Source organism: Arachnia rubra (assembly GCF_019973735.1).
Taxonomy (GTDB): Bacteria; Actinomycetota; Actinomycetes; order Propionibacteriales; family Propionibacteriaceae; genus Arachnia; species Arachnia rubra.
The window spans coordinates 2,017,515-2,036,151 of sequence record NZ_AP024463.1 but is presented as its reverse complement, the minus strand read 5'-3'; the positions used below and the strand labels follow the sequence as shown (position 1 = coordinate 2,036,151).

Annotated in this window: 18 protein-coding genes and 1 other RNA gene; 9 read left to right on the top strand and 10 right to left on the bottom strand. The window is 63.6% G+C overall.

Annotated features, from left to right (window positions below; genetic code table 11):
- The first annotated feature begins 7 nt into the window (after nucleotides 1-7).
- The 3 genes from sigE (at nucleotide 8) to SK1NUM_RS09325 (ending at nucleotide 2,447) form a co-directional block, all read left to right on the top strand.
- Nucleotides 8-595 carry an RNA polymerase sigma factor SigE gene (sigE, locus tag SK1NUM_RS09335; protein ID WP_223927473.1) on the top strand — a complete coding sequence of 196 codons (588 nt, stop codon included), beginning with the start codon at nucleotides 8-10 and terminating at the stop codon, nucleotides 593-595.
- The gene (locus tag SK1NUM_RS09330) at nucleotides 596-1,936 is read left to right on the top strand and encodes a zf-HC2 domain-containing protein (RefSeq protein WP_223927472.1); all 1,341 of its coding nucleotides are present in this window, start codon (nucleotides 596-598) and stop codon (nucleotides 1,934-1,936) included. It abuts the gene before it with no gap.
- 109 nt (nucleotides 1,937-2,045) lie between these two features.
- On the top strand, nucleotides 2,046-2,447 hold the full coding sequence (locus tag SK1NUM_RS09325; protein WP_212321416.1) for a sec-independent translocase: 402 nt from the start codon (nucleotides 2,046-2,048) through the stop codon (nucleotides 2,445-2,447).
- Here the strand turns inward: SK1NUM_RS09325 and SK1NUM_RS09320 are convergent, their stop codons facing one another.
- From SK1NUM_RS09320 to SK1NUM_RS09305, 4 genes are read right to left on the bottom strand one after another with little or no spacing between them, the layout of a single operon-like run.
- Entirely contained in the window at nucleotides 2,448-3,605 is a 1,158-nt protein-coding gene (locus SK1NUM_RS09320; protein ID WP_212321415.1) for an Mrp/NBP35 family ATP-binding protein, read from the bottom strand.
- Nucleotides 3,606-3,626: 21 nt separating this feature from the next.
- Complete coding sequence (locus SK1NUM_RS09315; RefSeq protein ID WP_212321414.1) at nucleotides 3,627-3,989, bottom strand: hypothetical protein; 363 nt, start codon at nucleotides 3,987-3,989, stop codon at nucleotides 3,627-3,629.
- Nucleotides 3,986-4,495: a DUF1003 domain-containing protein gene (locus tag SK1NUM_RS09310; protein WP_212321413.1), complete on the bottom strand. Its 510-nt coding sequence runs from the start codon at nucleotides 4,493-4,495 to the stop codon at nucleotides 3,986-3,988. The genes SK1NUM_RS09315 and SK1NUM_RS09310 overlap by 4 nt, the downstream gene beginning before the upstream one ends.
- Nucleotides 4,488-5,753, bottom strand: coding sequence for a magnesium transporter MgtE N-terminal domain-containing protein (locus SK1NUM_RS09305; protein ID WP_212321412.1), 1,266 nt, complete (start codon nucleotides 5,751-5,753; stop codon nucleotides 4,488-4,490). The genes SK1NUM_RS09310 and SK1NUM_RS09305 overlap by 8 nt, the downstream gene beginning before the upstream one ends.
- Before the next feature lie 61 nt (nucleotides 5,754-5,814).
- Between SK1NUM_RS09305 and SK1NUM_RS09300 the strand changes: the two genes are divergently transcribed.
- Together SK1NUM_RS09300 and SK1NUM_RS09295 are read left to right on the top strand one after the other, a co-directional pair.
- Nucleotides 5,815-6,345 carry a general stress protein gene (locus tag SK1NUM_RS09300; RefSeq protein WP_212321411.1) on the top strand — a complete coding sequence of 177 codons (531 nt, stop codon included), beginning with the start codon at nucleotides 5,815-5,817 and terminating at the stop codon, nucleotides 6,343-6,345.
- 13 nt (nucleotides 6,346-6,358) lie between these two features.
- The gene (locus SK1NUM_RS09295; RefSeq protein WP_212321410.1) at nucleotides 6,359-7,180 is read left to right on the top strand and encodes an alpha/beta fold hydrolase; all 822 of its coding nucleotides are present in this window, start codon (nucleotides 6,359-6,361) and stop codon (nucleotides 7,178-7,180) included.
- Nucleotides 7,181-7,209: 29 nt separating this feature from the next.
- Here SK1NUM_RS09295 and SK1NUM_RS09290 read toward each other — a convergent pair whose 3' ends face one another.
- Nucleotides 7,210-8,667, bottom strand: coding sequence for an aminopeptidase P family protein (locus tag SK1NUM_RS09290; RefSeq protein ID WP_212321408.1), 1,458 nt, complete (start codon nucleotides 8,665-8,667; stop codon nucleotides 7,210-7,212).
- A 57-nt stretch (nucleotides 8,668-8,724) separates the two neighbouring features.
- Between SK1NUM_RS09290 and SK1NUM_RS09285 the strand changes: the two genes are divergently transcribed.
- Complete coding sequence (locus SK1NUM_RS09285; protein WP_212321406.1) at nucleotides 8,725-9,465, top strand: zinc ribbon domain-containing protein; 741 nt, start codon at nucleotides 8,725-8,727, stop codon at nucleotides 9,463-9,465.
- A gap of 126 nt (nucleotides 9,466-9,591) precedes the next feature.
- Nucleotides 9,592-9,960: RNase P RNA component class A (gene rnpB, locus SK1NUM_RS09280), an RNA gene on the top strand.
- An 11-nt stretch (nucleotides 9,961-9,971) separates the two neighbouring features.
- Here rnpB and map read toward each other — a convergent pair.
- From map to SK1NUM_RS09260, 4 genes are all read right to left on the bottom strand, one after another.
- Complete coding sequence (gene map / locus SK1NUM_RS09275; RefSeq protein WP_212321404.1) at nucleotides 9,972-10,826, bottom strand: type I methionyl aminopeptidase; 855 nt, start codon at nucleotides 10,824-10,826, stop codon at nucleotides 9,972-9,974.
- Between the two features lie 51 nt (nucleotides 10,827-10,877).
- Nucleotides 10,878-11,816: a DUF2510 domain-containing protein gene (locus SK1NUM_RS09270; RefSeq protein WP_212321402.1), complete on the bottom strand. Its 939-nt coding sequence runs from the start codon at nucleotides 11,814-11,816 to the stop codon at nucleotides 10,878-10,880.
- A gap of 52 nt (nucleotides 11,817-11,868) precedes the next feature.
- Nucleotides 11,869-12,816, bottom strand: coding sequence for a DUF2510 domain-containing protein (locus SK1NUM_RS09265; protein WP_223927471.1), 948 nt, complete (start codon nucleotides 12,814-12,816; stop codon nucleotides 11,869-11,871).
- Nucleotides 12,817-12,900: 84 nt separating this feature from the next.
- Complete coding sequence (locus SK1NUM_RS09260; protein ID WP_212321397.1) at nucleotides 12,901-13,737, bottom strand: DUF2510 domain-containing protein; 837 nt, start codon at nucleotides 13,735-13,737, stop codon at nucleotides 12,901-12,903.
- Nucleotides 13,738-13,864: 127 nt separating this feature from the next.
- Between SK1NUM_RS09260 and SK1NUM_RS09255 the strand changes: the two genes are divergently transcribed.
- Nucleotides 13,865-15,157 (top strand): glutamine synthetase family protein, encoded by a 1,293-nt coding sequence (locus SK1NUM_RS09255; RefSeq protein WP_212327664.1) that lies wholly within the window; start codon nucleotides 13,865-13,867, stop codon nucleotides 15,155-15,157.
- Here the strand turns inward: SK1NUM_RS09255 and SK1NUM_RS09250 are convergent.
- Nucleotides 15,144-15,620 carry a sterol carrier family protein gene (locus SK1NUM_RS09250; protein WP_212321395.1) on the bottom strand — a complete coding sequence of 159 codons (477 nt, stop codon included), beginning with the start codon at nucleotides 15,618-15,620 and terminating at the stop codon, nucleotides 15,144-15,146. The genes SK1NUM_RS09255 and SK1NUM_RS09250 overlap by 14 nt on opposite strands.
- A gap of 64 nt (nucleotides 15,621-15,684) precedes the next feature.
- Here SK1NUM_RS09250 and SK1NUM_RS09245 point away from each other — a divergent pair, with 64 nt between their 5' ends.
- Complete coding sequence (locus SK1NUM_RS09245) at nucleotides 15,685-18,624, top strand: bifunctional [glutamine synthetase] adenylyltransferase/[glutamine synthetase]-adenylyl-L-tyrosine phosphorylase (protein ID WP_212321394.1); 2,940 nt, start codon at nucleotides 15,685-15,687, stop codon at nucleotides 18,622-18,624.
- Nucleotides 18,625-18,637: the final 13 nt, after the last annotated feature.

Here is an 18,637-nt window from a genome sequence, read left to right as displayed (position 1 = left end):
GTTCCGCATGGAGAGGTCAGGCATGTTCCGCAGCAAGGCGAAGCTGAGCAAGTCGGACTGGGTTGCCCCTACCTGGGCTGAATTGGTGCAGAACCACTCGGCACAGGTTTACCGTCTGGCATATCGCCTGACAGGCAACCAGCACGACGCCGAGGATCTCACCCAGGATGTTTTCGTCCGGGTCTTCAAGTCGATTCACAATTTCCAGCCGGGAACCCTGGAGGGCTGGCTGCATCGCATCACCACCAACCTGTTCCTGGACTCTGCGCGGCGCAAGCAGCGCATCCGCATGGATGCGCTCAGCTCAGCGCCCGAACATGTCTGGGGTCAGGACCGCAGCCCTGAAGAACTTCACGCGGACGGTGCCTTGGACGCTGACGTGGCCGAGGCGCTGGCGGCTCTGAAACCCGAGCAGCGAGTTGCCGTGGTGCTGTGTGACGTCGAGGGCATGAGCTACGAGGAGATCTCAGAGGTCCTTGGTATCAAGCTCGGCACTGTCCGCAGCCGGATTGCCCGGGGACGTGCTCAACTGCGCGATGCGCTCGCCCATCGTGCACCGAGCGAGGACCATGCTCGCTACCTCGGGGTGTCATAGGTGGCGCAGGGCAACAACTGTCGCCGTTACGAGGACGATCTTTCTGGGTTCGTCGACCAGACCCTGCCCGCTCGCCGTGTTGACCAGGTCAGCGAGCACCTGGTGCGGTGCCCGAAATGCGCTGCCAGCGTCGAAGAGCTACGCAGGGTGCGCTCCCGGCTGAACTCTTGCCAGGGAATCGCCCCTTTGCCCAGTTCCTTGGCGGAGCGGCTTCAGAGCATTGCCGGGGGAGAATGCGACCAGCCGCTCTATGTGACCGTCAGAGACAGCTCGGACTGCCATGGGGTGGGGGGACGCCTGATGCGCGGTGGGATGGCGGTGACGCTCGCCCTGGCAACACTGGTGATGCTCTCCCTGGCTTTGGGGAAGGAGCCTGCTGCGGTGGCCGATCCGGTCAGGTCTGCCCGGGAGCAGTACTCCCTGGCCTTGACCACCATCAATGTGAACCAGGGTGTGGGAGCGGTGCAGTGGGCAAGGGAAAGAGGCGCCCGCCCAGGAGAGGCCACACAGGTCAGTCCTCGTGCCATTGACTTGGGCGAGAGCACACCAATCGATGAGAGCACCGCCATGGCCAGGCTCAGCTCCAACGGCCGGGACATCACCTACTCCGGACTTCAGCGGGTGTGGCTGATGGACGGGGATGGGGCCCACCGTTCGAACGACGTGGAGATAGATGTGGTTGCGGGGGAGGGGACGAGCCTGACGGTCCTGGACGCCACAGGAGCGCGTTTCCTTTCCTGGTTCGTCCCCACAATGGGGTGCTGCTCGCCTGTGGTGGAGACCGGATGGCAGTTCTACGCGTACCAGGACACGGACTTGGTCGCTGGACGTGCCGCCTCTGTGCTGGAGGCGCGCGGAGACGGGTACGTCGTGACCCGGTGGTGGCTCGACACCGACACAGGACTGCCGCTCTGGATGGAGCGTTACGACACGACAGGGCGTCCGACGCTGGTTTCCGGATTCCAGAGCATAGATATTGGAAGGGCCCAGCTGGCGACGAACTCAACTGTGCCCTATCCCATGGAATCTGTTTCCACGTCCACTGCGAGCACCGCTGGATGGTGCATCGGTTTGCCGGAATGCCCGCTGCAACTGGCTGGTCTTCCCCTGGTGGCCCACGCCAGGACAGGGGGGGGAAGAGACGTCGTTCCAGAAGCTGGTCTATTCCGATGGGGTGCGCACTATCAGTGTCACCTGGACGCCGGGAACACTGGTGAACGGTCCTCGTGTCTCAGACGACTCCCTGGGTCTACCTCACGTGTCTGCCTGGCAGGCGGGCGATGGCGTGATTTCTGTGGCCACCGGAGGGTCGCGAGCGCTGCTCGCGACAGCGTGTCATGAACTTCCAGGCGTACATGAGAAGGGCTTTGGCTTGTGGGAGCGGCTGAGCAGCGGGTTTGGGCGGCTCGTTGGGATTGGTTGAATGCTCCGCCGCGGGTAGCCTGATCCTGTGTTCAATATCGACGCCACCGAGCTGATCCTCCTTCTGGTACTCGGCGTCGTCATGTTCGGGCCCGAGAAACTTCCTGGCTTCGCCCGGAAGGCAGCCCGGGTGTTCGTTGCTGTCCGGGATATCGCGAACAATGCTCAGACTCAGCTGCGTCAAGAACTCGGCCCCGAGTACGCCGACTTGAAGATCCAGGATCTGAACCCGAAATCCTTCGTCGCCAAGCACATGCGGGATGAGATAGCCGCCATTGAGGATGCCAAGCGTGAGATCTCCACGGCGAGTAGCGCTGCGAAGGCGGCCACAGCCGCGACGGGGACTGCCGCAGCGGTCAAGCATGACATCGTGGATGCCTCGCCACCAGCCCCGCCGGTCAGCGCTCCCTACGACCCGGAGGCCACCTGATCACACTGGGCTGACTGGCAGTATCCGTCCCAGTAGATCCCGGCCACGGGCCGCGAGGTCCTGCCCCAGCTGCAGCAGGGCTTGCGAGGCAGGGTGGTCGGGCGCCGCCAGTACAATCGGATCCCCTCTGTCGCCCCCCGCTAGGAGTTCCTCGTCGAAGGGCACCTGGGATAGCAGCGGGACCTCATAGCCGAGCCGCTCGCTCAGCGCCTCCGCCACCAGTGCCCCGCCACCTGATCCGAACAACTCGATCCGGTATTCCTTACCGGTGTCTGGGGCGACGAACTCCAGCCAGCTCATGTTCTCCACCACCCCGAGCACTCTCTGCTTGAGCAGATGGGCCATGGTTCCAGCCCGCTCCGCGACCTCCGAGGCAGCGAGCTGCGGGGTGGTGACGACTAGAACCTCGGAGTTCGGGATCTTCTGGCCAAGGCTCATCGCCACATCGCCTGTCCCAGGCGGCAGGTCGAGCAGCAGGAAATCCAGGTCGCCCCAGAAGACGTCAGCCAGCAGTTGGGTCAGTGCCCGGTCGAGGATGGGACCGCGCCACGCCACGACCTGGTCTCGGGAGGGTTTCAGCATTCCCACGGAGATCACCTTCAGGCCCTCTGCTGCCGGGACGGGCAGGATCATGTCGTCGACGACCGTCGGCCGGGCGTCACCCAGGCCCAGCAGGTCGGGTATGGAGTGGCCGTAGATGTCCGCATCAAGAATTGCGACGCTCCGCCCCGCCTTTGCGAGTGCTACGGCCAGGTTCACCGTGACGGAGGACTTACCGACCCCACCCTTCCCGGAGGCCACCGCGATCACCTTCGTCAGATTGCCTGGCTCAGCGAATGGGATCTTGCGTTCTGGCTGGCCGCCGCGCAGCACCTGCCGCATTGCGGACCGCTGCTCGTCGTTCATCACACCCAGTTCGACGTGCACGCCCCTGACGCCTTCGACGGCCTCAACGGCCTCGGTGACGCGATGGGAGATCTCAGTGCGCATCGGGCACCCAGGCACGGTCAGCAAAACCTTGATGAAAATCTGTCCCTCGTCATTGGCAGTCAGCTCATCGACCATTCCCAACTCGGTGATGGGGCGGCGAATCTCAGGGTCTTCGACCTTGTGCAGAGCAGCACGGACCAGAGGTAGGAGCGGATTCTCATTCGTCACCCCTCCATACTCCCGCACTGTTCAGCTGGTTTCCAGCCCTTCTGAGCTGCTCCTGGATGCAAGGGCGTCTCCCAGCAGCGCCATACTGATCCCAACCGAAGCGGGCAGCCACGTGGAGGTCAGCACGGCCAGTGCCACGATGGCAAGCCCGAGCACCAGATGGAGCGTCACGCGCTGCTGGTACGAGAAACGTTTTTGGGCCGCCGGAGCCAGCCGCAGCCGCCACAGGCTTGCGTAGGCGATCAGCAGCAGTAGCGCTGCCGCAGCCCCGGCCCAAAGGCCCGAGCCGATCACCCACAGCGACCAGGTCGCCGTCCCCGCCATGACGAGGTGCCCTGCCAGCATCACCAGGGCGTACCAGCTGATCGGTTGAGGTTCGCTCATGGTTCCTCCCGTTTCTCGGTGACGGCCTGCTCTAGGCGTTCTGTTAGCTCCCGTAGCTCGGAACGCAATTCGGAACGAACGAAGTCGCGAGTGGCCAGCTCGCCCAGATGCATCCGGATGGCGGCGATCTCACGTGCCAGGAAATCCATGTCAGCGCGTGACTGGGCCGCCAGGCGGCGGTCCTCGTCGAGGCTCAGCTTATCCCGCACCTCCTGGCGGTTCTGCGCGAGGAGGATCAGTGGAGCCGAGTAGGAGGCCTGCGTGGAGAAGAACAGGTTCAGGAGGATGAACGGGTACGTATCCCAGGTGAAACCGTAGATCCCCACGACGTTGAAGATCACCCAGGCTCCGACGAAGACCGTCATGTAGGCGATGAACTTGCCCGTGCCCATGAACCGGGCGGCGGCCTCAGCGAACTCGCCGAAGGCCTCCGAGTCAAGGCTTACCTTGGGCAGCAGGCGCCGCCGCCGCGACCGCGGTTCGGACAAGGATTCACGCTCAGCCATGGCTCACCTCCACCGGTTCGTCCATCTGGGTGCCGCGCCAGTCATCGGGCAGCATGTGGTCTAGCACATCATCCACCGTCACCGCCCCGACGAGCGCCCCGTCGGAGTCCACGACCGGGGCCACCACCAGATTGTAGGTCGCGAAGAACCTCGAGACCTGAGCTAGGGGCGACTCCGGGCTCAGGGGTTCAAGGTTGTGGTCCAGCATCGTCGCCACCATCAGGGTGGGAGCGGCGCGCAGCAGCTGCTGGAAGTGCACCGCGCCCACGTAGCGCCCGGACGGGGTCTCCAGCGGGGGGCGGGCCACGAAGACCATGGACGCCAGCGCCGGGGTCAGGTGTTCCTCACGGATATGCGCCAGGGCCTCCGCGACTGTCGCGTCCGTCCCCAGCACCACTGGCTCCGGGGTCATCATGCCGCCGGCGGTGAACTCGCCGTAGACCAACAGCCGCCGCACGTCGGAGGCGTCCTTGGGCTCCATGTGTTCGAGGAGATCCTCCGCAACGGCCTCGGGCAGGTCCTTGATCAGGTCGGCGGCGTCGTCCGGATCCATCTCTCCGAGGACATCGGCTGCCCTCTCCGTGTCGAGTTTCGAGATCAGGTGGATCTGCTCGTCCCCGGGCAACTCCTCGAGTGCCTCAGCCAGGGTTTCGTCGTCGAGGGCCTCGATGACCTCGACCAGGCGGTCCGGGTCCAGGTCGTGGAGCTCCTGGGCGATGTCAGCTGGCTTCATGTCCGAGAACTTGGCCACCAGATGTTCTGGGGAACGGCCCTTGGCCAGGACCAGGTCTGGGACCTGGTCCCACTGGACGATGTCGGTGGTGCGGCGTCCTCCGAAGCCGAAGCGGCTCACCCTGGTGCGGCTCGTGATGGCGATCTGGAACAGCTCCCACTCACGGTTGCGCACCTGCACCATCGACACGTCGTAGATGTGGGTGGGCACGTCGCGCGGCACAGCGCGGTCGAACAGGTCCTTGGCCACCAGCCACTCCGTGTCTCGCTTGCTGAACCGGCGGGTGTCGACCTGTCCGAGAATGGCCACCTGGTTGACTGTTATGTTATGTACCCGGATCATGGGCACGAAGATTCGTTGTCGTGCAAAAAGCTCGACTACCAGCCCTCGAACTCGGGGAGCGAGGTTTCCTGTGCGTAAGTGGAAGACCACGTCCTTCACGCGGCCTACCTGATCGCCGGCGGCGTCGACTACGGGAAGGCCGATCAACCGGGAGATGAAAACCGCGGAGTCTTTGGCGCTCATGGGCACGAATTTACACTTGAGCAGCGCGTGAGCGCTTGCTGGACACCGATCAGGAGCCGAGATGCCCCCTTCTGTATCCATCAGGAGACTTCCCCATTCCGCTGCCGCCAGCCGGCTGTTCGAGCTTGACTACCCTCAACTCGTCGGTTCCTATGCGACCTATGACGAGGCCCAGGAGGCGGTTGACTTCCTCTCGGACTCGAGGTTCGCGGTGGCGAATCTCATGATCGTGGGAACCAACCTGAGGTCCGTTGAACGTGTGACAGGGAGGCGTACCTGGGGGTCTGTCCTGCTCCAGGGGGCAGTCTCAGGTTTTGGGACTGGCGTGGTCGTGGGGTTGATGTTCTACATGTTTCTTCAAAGCGAGAACACCTTTCTCACGCTGATCCTGTCGGGTCTCGGGCTCGGCGTCACGTTCGGGATGCTGTCATCTGCACTGGCCTATGCGCTGAGTGGTGGCCGGCGTGACTTCGAGTCAATGCAGCAGGTGGTGGCAACTGGGTATGAGGTCCTGTGTGAGCATAAGGTGGCGGCCGAGGCACGCGAACTGCTTGCCAACCGTGCCGCAGCCAAGGTAGCCGAACCTCACTGAGTAGGGTTTAGACATGGACTTGACCTGGGATCTATACAACCCCGCCAGCCGTGCCGACCGCATCCTCGTGGTGGCACCCAGCCTTGGTGGCAACTGTTCGCACCAGTGGGCCAAAGTGGCTGAGCTCCTGACCGATGATGCCCGCGTGGTGTTCGTCGACTATCCCGGACACGCGTTAAACGGGGTCTGGGAGGACACAGACGAGCCGACGCTGGACGTGGTTGCCGCTGCCATCGTCGACGTGATCCGCAAGATGCGGAAACAGCTGGGTGATTTGCCCGTGGTGTTCGCCGGCCTTTCGATCGGCGGTGCCACCGGGCTCCACCTGGCCCGGGATCACGCTGACGAGCTATCAGGCGTGGCAGTGCTCTGCTCGGCTGCCACGGTTGGTGAATCGCGACGATGGCTGGAAAGAGCGGAACAGGTGGAGGCCTCCGGTACCCAGCAGCTGGTGGAGGAAACCTCAAAACGCTGGTTCACACCATCCTTCAAGGCCGCCAATCCGAAGGTGACCGCCACCATCATGGAAGGGCTCGCGGCGGCTGATGACCATTCCTATGCGCAGCTGTGCCGTTGCCTGGCGCATCACGACATGCGTGCCGACCTGGCGGATATCCGCTGCCCGCTGCTCCTCATAGCAGGGGAGCGTGACACCTCCACTCCCATCGTGAACCAGGAGCTCGTCGCGGAGACTGTGCCGGGAGCGCAGCTCTCCGTAATCCCTGAGGCGGCCCACCAGGTCACAGTGGCCGCCCCGGACACCACGGCAAATCTGCTACGCGCCTTCATCGACCGAGTAGCCCGCCCTGTGCGTTCAGGACTTCCTGACGACTGAGAGGATGGCAAGGTCTGGGTGGGTCTGGCCTAGCCCTGCAACTGGGCCAGCCAGGCCTCCACATCCTCGCTCTTGCGGGGTAGCGAGGCTGACAGGTTCTCAGGATCGCCATCGGTGATCAGGATGTCATCCTCAATGCGCACCCCGATCCCGCGGTATTCTTCAGGCACGAGCAGGTCGGTCGACTTGAAGTAGAGTCCCGGTTCGACCGTGATGACCATGCCCGGCACTAGCTCGGCGTCGCGGTAGCGTTCCCGCCGCGCGGCCGCACAGTCGTGGACATCCAGTCCCAGATGGTGCGATGTGCCGTGCACCATCCAGCGCCGGTGGTAGCCACCGTCCTCAGCCAGGGTCTCTTCGACCGAGCAGGGCAGTACCCCTATCTCAGCCAGGAACTCGGCGATGACCCGGATGGCGGCACGATGCGGATCTAGGAAACCATTGCCGGCCCGGCAGGCTGCGATGCCAGCCTCCTGGGCTGCCAGAACCACCTCGTATACGCGCCGCTGCGCATCGGTGTAGTGACCGTTGATCGGCAGCGTGCGTGTCACATCCGCCGTGTAGAGCGAATTCACCTCGACTCCGGCATCCAGCAGCAGCAGGTCGCCGTCTAGGACGTCGCCGTCATCGCGGATCCAGTGAAGGGTGTTGGCGTGGTCTCCGCCCGCTGAGATCGTGTCATAGCCGACTCCGTTGCCCAGGTGGCGAGCGTGCAAGCTGAAGACGCCCTCGACCCAGCGCTCACCGCGCCCGTTCGCGATTGCGTTCGGTAGCTCCCGGGCGACTGCCTCGAAACCCACCCGGGTGGCGTCGCAGGCCCGGCGCAGCTCATCGAGTTCGAAATCATCCTTTACCAGGCGTAGCTCAGCCAACGCCTGGAATAGCTCCGCGTCGGCGTCCTGCGCCTGGCCACCACGCAACTCGTCGACGAGAGCGGTGATCGCGGGGTCAGTTTCGCGGACCACACGTAGCCCGACAGCTCCTGACAGGTCGTCCTTCAACTGGCGTAGGTCGCGGCAGGGCAGACCGATCCTGGCGGTCATCTCCTCCAGCGAGTCCCGCTGGCCGACCCACATCTCTCCGTATCTGCTTGAGGCGTAAAACTCCTCGTCGGTGCGGGGACAGCGGGGACGGAAGTAGAGACACACCTCGGTGGGGGAGACCACCACGACTGCGTCGGGTTCCCTGTCCTCTCCCAGTCCCGTGATCCACGCGAAGGTGGAGTGGGGGCGGAATCGGTAGTCGCAGTCGTTGGAACGTACTTTGAACGGTCCGGCAGGAATCACGAGAGTGGCACCGGGGAAAGCCTCCCGGAGGGCCGCCCAGCGAGCCGGGGTCCAGTCGGCTGCCGCCAAGCGTGCGGGTGGGACTTCCGAATAGGGAGCCCAGCCCGAGACGATGAACTTCTTGAATGCCTCGGAGTAGGGGGTTTTCCGGTTGTCAGTGCGATCCTTCGCCTCGTGGCTTTCTACCTGCTCTGTGCTCATGGGCTAAGAGTCTAATTCCCCGGTAGATTTGCTTTCCAGAACGTTGGAAGGAATCGCATGCTTGCCGACCCCGCTGACCAGCTACGCCTGCTCACCCTGGCTGAACTTGACTCCGAGCTCGGGCGGCTGCAGCACGCCGCGAGAAGCCTGCCGCAGCACGCCACCATCGCAGAGCTCATGAAGTCCCGGCAGGCTGTCACCGATGATCTGGTGGCGGCCACCACCAGGGTGGGTGACTTGGAACTCGCTGTGCGCAGGGCTGAATCCGACCTGGTGCCTGTGCGGGCTCGCCTAGAGCGGGAACGCAGACGCGTGGAGGATGGCTCCGTCACCGATCCGAAGGTGCTGCGTGGGCTCATGGAAGAGGTGGAGCGTATCCAGCGGCGGATAAACGAGCTCGAGGATGCCGAGCTCGACCTCATGGGGCAGCTTGAGTCTGCCGTGGTTGAGCGTGATGAGCTGGCCGCCAGCAAGACCGACATCGAGGACAAATTGCGTGCTGACGTGGCGGCGCGCGATACCCAGGTGGGTAAGCTGAGCAGCGAGGCGAAGATCATCTCCTCCTCCAGGGCCAGCGAGGCGAAGAAGGTTCCTGCCCCGCTGTTGGGGTTGTATGAGAGGCTCCGCGAACACAGTGGCCTGGGAGCGGTTAAGCTGCATCGCGGACGCTGCACCGGATGCCAGCTGGAGATCACGGTCTCGGACTTGGACAGCTACCGCAAGGCTCCTGAGAATGAGGTGCTCCGGTGCGTCGAGTGCGACCGCATCCTCGTGCGGACGGCAGATTCGGGGCTTTGAGGTCCAGCCGCGGTCAAGTGACCGGCGTCGAGTCCTGGAGTGGCGAGACGGCCCGGACTTTCCGTGTGGCCTCCTGGGTGCGGTGTCGGTTCCGGCAGTCCGGCTGAGGTAGAATCATCTCCCGGATGAGCCGGCCGGGTGATCGCGGCCTGAGAAACCAGGCTGAGGAAAGTCCGGACTCCGCAGAGCAGGGTGGTGGGTAACGCCCACCCGGGGTGACCCGCGGGAAAGTGCCACAGAGAACAGACCGCCCGGCATTGCCGGGTAAGGGTGAAACGGTGGTGTAAGAGACCACCAGCGCACCGGGTGACCGGTGTGGCTTGGTAAACCCCACCTGGAGCAAGACCAAGAAGGCTAGCCTTGCTAGCCGCGGAAACCACCTGAGCGCTGCTCGTGCGAGGTTTCCGGGTAGGTCGCAGGAGCCCGCCGGCGACGGCGGGCCTCAGATGGATGATCATCGTTAGACAGAATCCGGCTTACAGGCCGGCTCATTCCCAGCATGGATTTCAGCTGCGGGGTGCGGTGATGATTTCAGCTCCGGTATCGGTGACCACAATGGTTTGTTCGAATTGAGCGCAACGGGAGCCATCGAGAGTCACGACGGTCCAGCCGTCCTTCCAGACCTCCGATTCCGGGGAGCCGAGGGTCAGCATCGGCTCGATCGTGAAGGTCATGCCAGGACGGATTTTGGCCGAGTACCGGGGCTCGTCGTAGTGGAGGATCACTAGGCCCGAATGAAAGGCGGTGTGTACTCCGTGCCCGGTGTACTCGCGGACCACGCCATAACCGAAACGCTTCGCATAGGACTCGATGACACGGCCGATGACCGAGGTTGAACGGCCCGGCAAGACAGCCTTGATGGCTCGGTTCATGGCCTCCTGGGTACGTTCCGTGAGACGCCGCGACTGCTCATCCACGTCACCGCAGAAGAAGGTGTAGCAGTTGTCTCCGTGAACCCCGTTCTTGAAGGCGGTGACGTCGATCTTCACCACGTCTCCGTCCTCCAAGGGGCGAAGGTCCGGGATGCCGTGACAGATCACCTCGTTCACGGATGTGCAGCACGACTTCGGGAAGCCCCGGTAACCGAGGGTCGATGGGTAAGCACCGTGGTCCAGGATGTAGGTGTGGACTATGCGGTCCAGCTCGTCGGTGGTGACCCCGGGGCGGACGGCCCTTCCCGCCTCATGCATAGCCTCGCAGGCAATGGCCCCTGCCTCGCGCATCGCCTCGATGATCTCCGGGGATTGGACGTCATCACCCACGTATTCTTTCGGGGCTCGCTTACCGACATACGCTGGCCGTGCGATTCCCGCCGGGACCTCCCGGCGCGGGGTGACCTGGAACGGTTGTACTGGGCTCACGCGGTCACAGTGTAGTGGCCAGGCCGGATCGGCGGGATTCCGCTTGGATCGTTAATGCAGCTCGGTCTTCTCGACTGCGGCCCAGAGATCGTCATAGTTGTTGTCGACGTTGTCGCTACGGTCTGGTGTGGTCACGAGCAGCACGTGGATGACATCGCCGCGTTTGATCGTGGTCACTGAGAAGTAGTCTGCCTGCACCTTATGACTTCCGCTGAGTGGAATCCAGACACCCAGCCAGGCTGCCTGGGCATCGGGGCGGTATTCGACGCCGGTGATCTCCGCGGTGGGAGCACCCTCCGGGTAGAGTTCGGGGTTGCCAAGCATGCAGCTCACGACCCGCCTGGCTGCGGGCACCACCTCTGTGAAACCCTCGGCAGGATCCAGGGTCCCCACCGCAATCGATGCCGCCCAGTTAATATCGCTGAAGGTTTTAACGGCGCTGTTGGCCTGGTGCATGAAACCAAGGTGCATCGCGGCGGCCGGCTCAGGCTGGAAGCCGTCGACGGCGGGAATACTGAGGCCTCCCGGGGAAGTGATGCGACCGTCCTCGCCGATCTCGCCGATGGCGTCGGTCGCAGTTCGCGGGCAGTCAGCGGTGCCACTGATGAGACTGCCCACCCTTATGCCCTCCACGTCGGGACCGGTAGGTGAGGGAACCTGGCTGGCTGCTTGGGAGGGCTTATGGTGCCTGCCGCCCCCCACAGGGAATCCCGCTGTTGCCTGTGCTGAACTGGTTGAGCCGTTGTTCACCGACAGCCACCAGCCGCCCCCGAGCATGAGGGCAAGCACGAGCACCACCACTCCCCAAAGAAGGGCATTGTTTTGTTTGGCCGGTGGGGGAAGCAGGGCTTCGGAGGGAGCCGCCTCAATCTTTGCGGGCTGCTCACCGGGTTCTGGCTGGGTCTCAACCTGCGTTGTCCACTGACTCCCATCCCAGAAGCGTTTCTGGCCATCATTGTGCGGGTCTGGATACCAACCTGGTGCTGACATGCCTTTCATCGTAGAGCCCAGGCCGTTGTCACTTCCAAGGTTGCACGCGTGTTCATGTATTCAGGCGCAGACCTGCCAAGGCCGTGTTGACCGCATCTAAGGTCGCGGAGTCGTTCTGGGGTGCGAGGGAGACGACCACCTGCTTGCTGCGGGATCCTCCTGAATAGACCGCGACAGCGAGCCTGTCGCCCTGGCCTCCTGGCCTGCCCTCAGCTGGAACATGGACCTGAAGCACAACCGTTCCATCGTTCTCGTTCACGGCGACCTGGGTCACCTCGGCGGTTGGCTTGGAGTTGTAGAACCTCGGATTGGCTATCACGCACTGTACGACCCGGACCGTGCTGGGAAGCGGGTCCTTGAAGCCGTCTTCGGACTTCAAGGTTCCGACGGTGACGGCGGCCTGCCCCTCCTGGCCCTGGTAAGCCTTGGTTGTGGAGTTCGACTGATGGATGAACCCGTAGTCGATCGGTGACGCAACGAAGTCCGGGATGACAGGATAGCTCAACCCACCGGCAGAGGTGACGCGGCCATCAGCACCGACCACTCCTTGGGCATCTTTCGCAGTAGTGGGACAGTTGTCCTCACCCCGAAGCACGTCCCCCACCTTGATTCCCGCATTGGATGAGCCCGGGCTGTCCGCGGCGGTGGGGGAAGGGGATGCGTTCTGGGAACCCTGGCTGCTCTGCTGTTCCGCGGGAGGGCGAGAGGGGTTCAGCGCTAGCAGCAGGCCGCCTCCGGCGAGCATGGTGACGACCATGCCGATCGCTATCCACAACACGACGTGGCGTGGTCCGCCGGGCCGTGAATCCCTGCTCTCCTTCAGGGAGTCGTATTGCTCTGGAGAGGGAGTGGGGTAGCCGCCCTGCTGGGGCTCAGCGGGAGTGGTGGGGACCTGGTGGGCGGGGGGATTCTGTACATGAATCGTCCATTGAGCCCCATCCCAGTAGCGTTTGCGATGGGGGTTCTGAGGATCTGGGTACCAACCGGGAGGAGCAGCCATGAGTTCCATGCTAGGTATCGGGCATTAGAGGTCTCTAAGATAGCCGGTGTCGTCGCAAAGGTCGACGTGACGCCGCGGAAACTCTCATGCCCGTCCCAGACTGTCCAGGCTCGCCTTCACCAGCGCCTGGCGATCTGAGTCATTGATGGGTGCCTGCGTGTGGAACAAGGTGACGGTGTCACCGGCTCCCTGATCCACGATGACCACCACCGCCTCGTCGCCGAGGACCTCGTAGTAGCCGGGCTCGTTCCAGAAATTGGCCCGGATCAGCCAGCCGCTGACCCCATCGCTGGTGCGAAAGGATTTGTCCTCCAGCACCTCAACCCGGCTCAGATGACTGTAATAGTAGGAGGTGGACAGGCAACTGACGAGTTGCTGGGCTGCTGTCCTCGGGTCGGGGCTATAGTCCTTCTTGGACAGCTGGCCGATGGCTGTCACGGCAACCCACGAGCCGGCCACGTGATCATCCTGCCCTGATCTCTCCGAGGCGAAGTCGATGAAATGACCGCTGTTCTCCCGCCAGCCGGGAACCCCCTGGTACTTCATCCCCCCGGAGGAGAACCAGCCATTCTGGGACTGGGGACCGGCGCCCTCCGGGACGATGGGGCATGCCACAGGGCGGCCCCCACCGTCAGACGGACCGGGCGAGGTCGGGGTGTTCGTGGGTTCGGTCTCGTCCCACTGGGATCCGGTGGGACGAGATGAATTGCCGTCCGTGGGCAGGGACCACGGATTGTTCTTCCAGGGCTGCCAGAGGATCACGGCGACCACCAGTATCAATGTGAGCAGGCCTGTGCCAAGAGCCCACGGTCCTTTCCGGCGGGGCCGGTTCCCGTCGACGGGGTCCTCCCAGCGTTCGCCGTTCCAGTAACGGGGAGTGCCGGAGCCGTCGGGGTCGGGATACCAGCCGGGTTTAGCCATGAACCCCATTATGAGCTGATGTGCGGACCATCCGGATGAGGGTTCTTGGCAAGGCCTGCTGCTGGATCCGTGCGGACTGCGGCACACTAGTGCCATGGACAGGCAGACAGAGTTCGTGCTGCGCTCGATGGAGGAACGAGACATCCGGTTCGTGCGCCTCTGGTTCACCGATGTGCTGGGGTCTTTGAAATCGGTGGCGATCGCCCCGGCTGAGGTGGAGGGGGCCATAGCGGAGGGTGTCGGCTTCGACGGCTCTGCCATCGAGGGGTTTGCGCGGGTCTACGAGTCGGACATGGTCGTCCACCCCGACCCCTCGACCTTCCAGGTGTTGCCTTGGCGGCACACCGAGCGAGGCACTGCCCGCATGTTGTGCGATATCCAGCTTCCCGACGGCTCCCCGAGTTTCGCGGACCCGCGGCACGTGCTGAAAAGAGCTCTCAAGAAGGCAGCTGACATGGGCTTCACCTTCTACATCCACCCGGAGATTGAGTTCTTCGTGCTCAGCCATCTCAACCCCCCGGTGCCTCTCGATGAGGGTGGCTACTTCGATCACACCACCTTGGGGAACGGCACGGATTTCAGGCGCGACGCCATCACGATGCTGGAACAGATGGGTATTTCCGTGGAATTCAGCCACCACGAGGCTGGCCCCGGCCAGCATGAGATCGATCTGCGTTACGCCGATGCGCTGAACATGGCGGACAACGTTATGACTTTCAGGGTCGTGATCCGGGAGGTGGCGGTATCCCAGGGTATTCACGCCACGTTCATGCCGAAACCATTTTCCCAGCACCCGGGGTCCGGTATGCACACCCATATGTCGCTGTTCGAGGGGGACACCAACGTCTTTCATGACGCCGCAGACGAATACCGCTTGTCGAAGACAGCCCGGCAATTCGTGGCCGGGTTGCTGCGGCACGCCCCCGAGATCACTGCGGTCACCAATCAGTGGGTCAACTCCTACAAGCGTCTCATGGGTGGAGCTGAAGCCCCCACCTTCGCCTCGTGGGGCCGGGCCAACCGTTCCGCGCTGATCCGTATACCCCAGTTCTCGCCCGGCAAGGCGAGTTCAGCCCGCATCGAATACCGCGCCCCGGACTCGGCTTGCAACCCCTACCTCACCTTCGCGTTGATACTCAATGCGGGGCTGGCCGGGATTGAGAATGAATACCCGCTTCAGGAGGAGGCTGAGGACGCGGTCTGGCAGCTGAGTGAGCGGGAGCGCCGTGCATTGGGCATCAAGTCATTACCTAGCAGTCTTGATGAGGCGCTGCGCCTGATGGAGAACTCTGAACTCGCCGCTGAGACTCTCGGCGAGCATGTGTTCGAATACTTCATGAGGAACAAACGGGCTGAGTTCGAGTCCTATCAGCAGCAGGTCACCCCGTGGGAGGTCGAACGCCACATCAAGGTTCTCTGATTGGGAAGGCAGCCGCCAGCCGCTCAGCCTGTGCACCGGATATCTTCATTTCTGCATCGCCCCAGCACAGCTGCCCTGTGACCAGCCCCAGGAACGCGGTTGGTGACATCTCCACGACATTGGGCGGTGTGCCACGGGTGTGTCTCGGGCCGTCGCCAAAGCCAACCTGAACGGCTGCCCAAGGCGGGACACGAACCTCGATCGCGGACCCCGGGTGAAGCTCACCCAGCCTGGCGCAGAAGGCACGGCAGCAGGCCGCCGTGAGGGTGCGGCCCAAATCCAGCTCATGTTTCCCCGCGGAACTTGCGGCATCCCACAGCACCCTGGTCAGGTCTGGGTTCCGCCTTGCGAGCTTCCCTTCTAGGGCCATACCCAGCGCTGCGGCTCCTGCGGGATCGATGGCGGCCAGGCATGTAAATAGGTTCCGCAACTCCGCGATGGTCTTCTCGTCAGCGCTGAACATGCGGCAATCTTAGAGGCTCAGCGTGTAGACGGGAGACTGGCGTTGTGCTCGTTAGGGTGGAGACGTGAACAGGGTCAGCACCGCTGCGGGTGAGTTCGCGCGGCGTGGTTTTGAGTTCCCCAGCAGCGCGGCGAGGGTATGGCAGGACTGGTGTGCGCAGCTCGGTGGGGACCCTCCCGTGCCATTGCAGGCATTTACCCGTGCCGCCGACCGGGACCAAGCCCTGGAGTGCCTGGCGAACATCGGGAAGAGGGATCCGGCGTTGTTGTCGCGGATCGCAGCCACCCCAGACTGGCTGGAGCGGGTACTGCTTGTCATGGGAGGGTCCTCGGTACTCGCGCGCTTCCTGGTCAAGAACCCCGAAGAACTTAGAGTCCTGGCCTCGGAGCCGGAACCACGCAGAGGCAACTGGCTGGAATACATCCGGTTACGGGTAGTCGATGAGGCAGGGCAGGCCGATGCGGACCGGCTCCGGCGCGCCAATCACGCTGCTTTGGTGGAGATTGCTGCCAGGGATCTTGCCTGTGACGATCCCATCGCCCTGGTTGACGACATCGCCGCGGAACTGAGCCACCTCGCCGATGCCATCCTTGAATGTGCCCTCGACTGTGCTCGTGCCAGCGTGCCTGAGTCTACTTCGGTGCGGCTTGCCGTTATCGCGATGGGCAAGACCGGAGCGCGAGAGCTCAATTACATCTCGGATGTTGACGTGATTTATGTTGCTGAGCCTGCCGGAGACGCCGGGCATGAGGAGGCGATGTGCGCCGGAGCGAAGGTGGCGGCAGCGGTGGCGCGGATCTGTTCCGCCCATACCGCAGAGGGGACTATCTGGCCGGTAGATGCGGCACTCCGGCCTGAGGGTAACGCCGGGCCTCTGGTGCGCAGTCTTGAGTCCTGCGCCGCCTACTACAGGCAGTGGGCGAAGAACTGGGAGTTCCAGGCCCTTCTGAAGGCACGTCCGGCGGCGGGGGACAAGGAGCTGGGACAGGCTTTCTGCGATCTTGTTTCCCCGCTCGTCTGGGAAGCCGCCCAGCGTCCGGGTTTCCTTTCAGAGGTGCGGGCCATGAGGAACCGGGTGATATCGCTGATTCCCGCCAAGGAGGCTGGCCGGGAGATAAAGCTTGGGGCCGGGGGACTACGGGACACCGAGTTCACGGTGCAGCTTCTGCAGCTCGTTCACGGCCGCGGTGACGAGCGGGTCAGGGCCCGCGGAACCTTCGACGCTCTGCGTGCTCTGATCGCCTTCAGCTACATCGGCCGTGTCGATGGTGCAGCTATGGCCGAGGCCTACCGCACACAGCGGGTCCTGGAACACCGGGTACAGCTCCGGCGCCTGCGGCGTACCCATCTTGTGCCGGATGACGATTCAGGCTGGGCCTACCTGGCTCGTAGCACCGGGCGCACCACTGACGAGGTCAAGGGGCTGTGGCGTTCCAGCACCCGCGCGGTGGAGCGGCTTCAACAGCGAATCTTCTTCTCGCCCCTGCTCGACGCCGTCTCTGCCATTCCCACAGCTGAACTGCGGCTGTCCGCGGACGCTGCCCAGGAACGGCTCCGGGTACTCGGCTTCGAGGATGCCCGCGCCGCGCTGGGACATATCCAGGCTCTGACAAACGGCTCCTCGCGTGCTGTCGAGATCCAGCGCCAGCTCATGCCCGTCATGCTGGGATGGTTCGCTGAAGGTCCGAACCCCGACTTCGGGCTGCTGGCCTTTCGGCAGCTTTCGGAGGCACTCGGAGCCAGCTCCTGGTATCTGCGGGCGCTGCGTGATGAAGGCTGGATGGCCCAACGGCTGGCCCGCATCGCATCATCCAGCCGCTATGTGGTGAACCTGTTGATGCGAGCTCCCCAGATGGTCCAGATGCTCGCCAACCGTGAGGGGCTGGAGCCTCGTCCCCGCGAGTTGCTATCACACTCCATGAAAAGAGATATCGGGCGCGCATCTGACCAGGCCTCAGCCGTGGCATCGGTGCGGGCACTGCGGCGTTCCGAACTGTGCCGGGTGGCGCTGGCCGATGTGTTGGGATCCGCCGATGTCACCACGGTCGGTCTGGCGCTCAGTGATCTGGCGGGAGCCACTCTGGACGCTGCACTGGAGATTGCGCGGCACGAAGTGGACGCACCCCAGGTTGGAGTGATCGGCATGGGCCGGTGGAGTGGCTGTGAACTGGGCTATGCCTCCGATGTCGATGCCATGTTCGTCATCCCGGATGATTCTGGCCCGGATGGTCAGGTAGCCGCGGCCAGGCTCGTCCGCCTGGCCTGCGACCTGGTCGGCAGGCCTGGGCCCGATCCTGCGATGGTGGTCGATGCTGATCTGCGCCCAGAGGGAAAGGGCGGCCCGCTCGTGCGGACTAAGTCCTCCTACCTTACCTACTACGCGAAGTGGGCCTCCGCATGGGAAGCCCAAGCCCTGCTGCGTGCCAGGCCAGCAGCAGGTGCACAGGAGCTGGCTGCCGCCGTGCTGGACGAACTGGCAGGCCTGCGCTACCCGCAGGCGGGCGTGGATGCCACCCAGATCGCAGAGATCCGGAGGCTGAAACTGCGCATGGCGACGGAACGGATTCCCCGGGGAACGGACAAGGAACGCCATCTGAAACTGGGGCCCGGCGGCCTGTCAGACATCGAGTGGACTATTCAGCTGCTTCAACTGCAGCATGCCGGCAACTCACCCGCGCTGCGCACCCCATCCACGCTGAAGGCCATTGACGTGGTGGAGGGTCTGGAACTGCTCACCGGTGAACAGGCTGCCAGCCTACGGCAGGCCTGGCTGCACGTCAGTCGCGTCCGGAATGCCATCATGCTCGTCAGAGGCCGTCCGAGCGACGTCCTACCCATCGACTATCAGGAGCAGGCGGCCGTCGCCGAGCTGGCTGGTTACGGCCCTGGCCAGCACTCTCAGCTGGTTGAGGACACTATCAAAGTCATGCGTCATGCCTTGCGAGTGGTGAATCAGATTTTCTGGGAGGACGCCACCACCGACGGCCGCCAGGTAGGGTCCTGACTCCTCCGGTCAC

Bases quoted from the DNA above. Each gene is read 5' to 3' on its own strand.
- SK1NUM_RS09285 (WP_212321406.1), top strand. From the start codon at position 8,725: ATGCTTGCCGACCCCGCTGACCAGCTACGCCTGCTCACCCTGGCTGAA.
- SK1NUM_RS09255 (WP_212327664.1), top strand. From the start codon at position 13,865: ATGGAGGAACGAGACATCCGGTTCGTGCGCCTCTGGTTCACCGATGTG.
- SK1NUM_RS09270 (WP_212321402.1), bottom strand. From the start codon at position 11,816: ATGTCAGCACCAGGTTGGTATCCAGACCCGCACAATGATGGCCAGAAA.
- SK1NUM_RS09315 (WP_212321414.1), bottom strand. From the start codon at position 3,989: ATGAGCGAACCTCAACCGATCAGCTGGTACGCCCTGGTGATGCTGGCA.
- SK1NUM_RS09260 (WP_212321397.1), bottom strand. From the start codon at position 13,737: ATGGCTAAACCCGGCTGGTATCCCGACCCCGACGGCTCCGGCACTCCC.
- SK1NUM_RS09250 (WP_212321395.1), bottom strand. From the start codon at position 15,620: ATGTTCAGCGCTGACGAGAAGACCATCGCGGAGTTGCGGAACCTATTT.
- SK1NUM_RS09265 (WP_223927471.1), bottom strand. From the start codon at position 12,816: ATGGCTGCTCCTCCCGGTTGGTACCCAGATCCTCAGAACCCCCATCGC.
- SK1NUM_RS09295 (WP_212321410.1), top strand. From the start codon at position 6,359: ATGGACTTGACCTGGGATCTATACAACCCCGCCAGCCGTGCCGACCGC.
- SK1NUM_RS09300 (WP_212321411.1), top strand. From the start codon at position 5,815: ATGCCCCCTTCTGTATCCATCAGGAGACTTCCCCATTCCGCTGCCGCC.
- sigE (WP_223927473.1), top strand. From the start codon at position 8: ATGGAGAGGTCAGGCATGTTCCGCAGCAAGGCGAAGCTGAGCAAGTCG.
- SK1NUM_RS09290 (WP_212321408.1), bottom strand. From the start codon at position 8,667: ATGAGCACAGAGCAGGTAGAAAGCCACGAGGCGAAGGATCGCACTGAC.
- SK1NUM_RS09305 (WP_212321412.1), bottom strand. From the start codon at position 5,753: ATGAGCGCCAAAGACTCCGCGGTTTTCATCTCCCGGTTGATCGGCCTT.
- SK1NUM_RS09310 (WP_212321413.1), bottom strand. From the start codon at position 4,495: ATGGCTGAGCGTGAATCCTTGTCCGAACCGCGGTCGCGGCGGCGGCGC.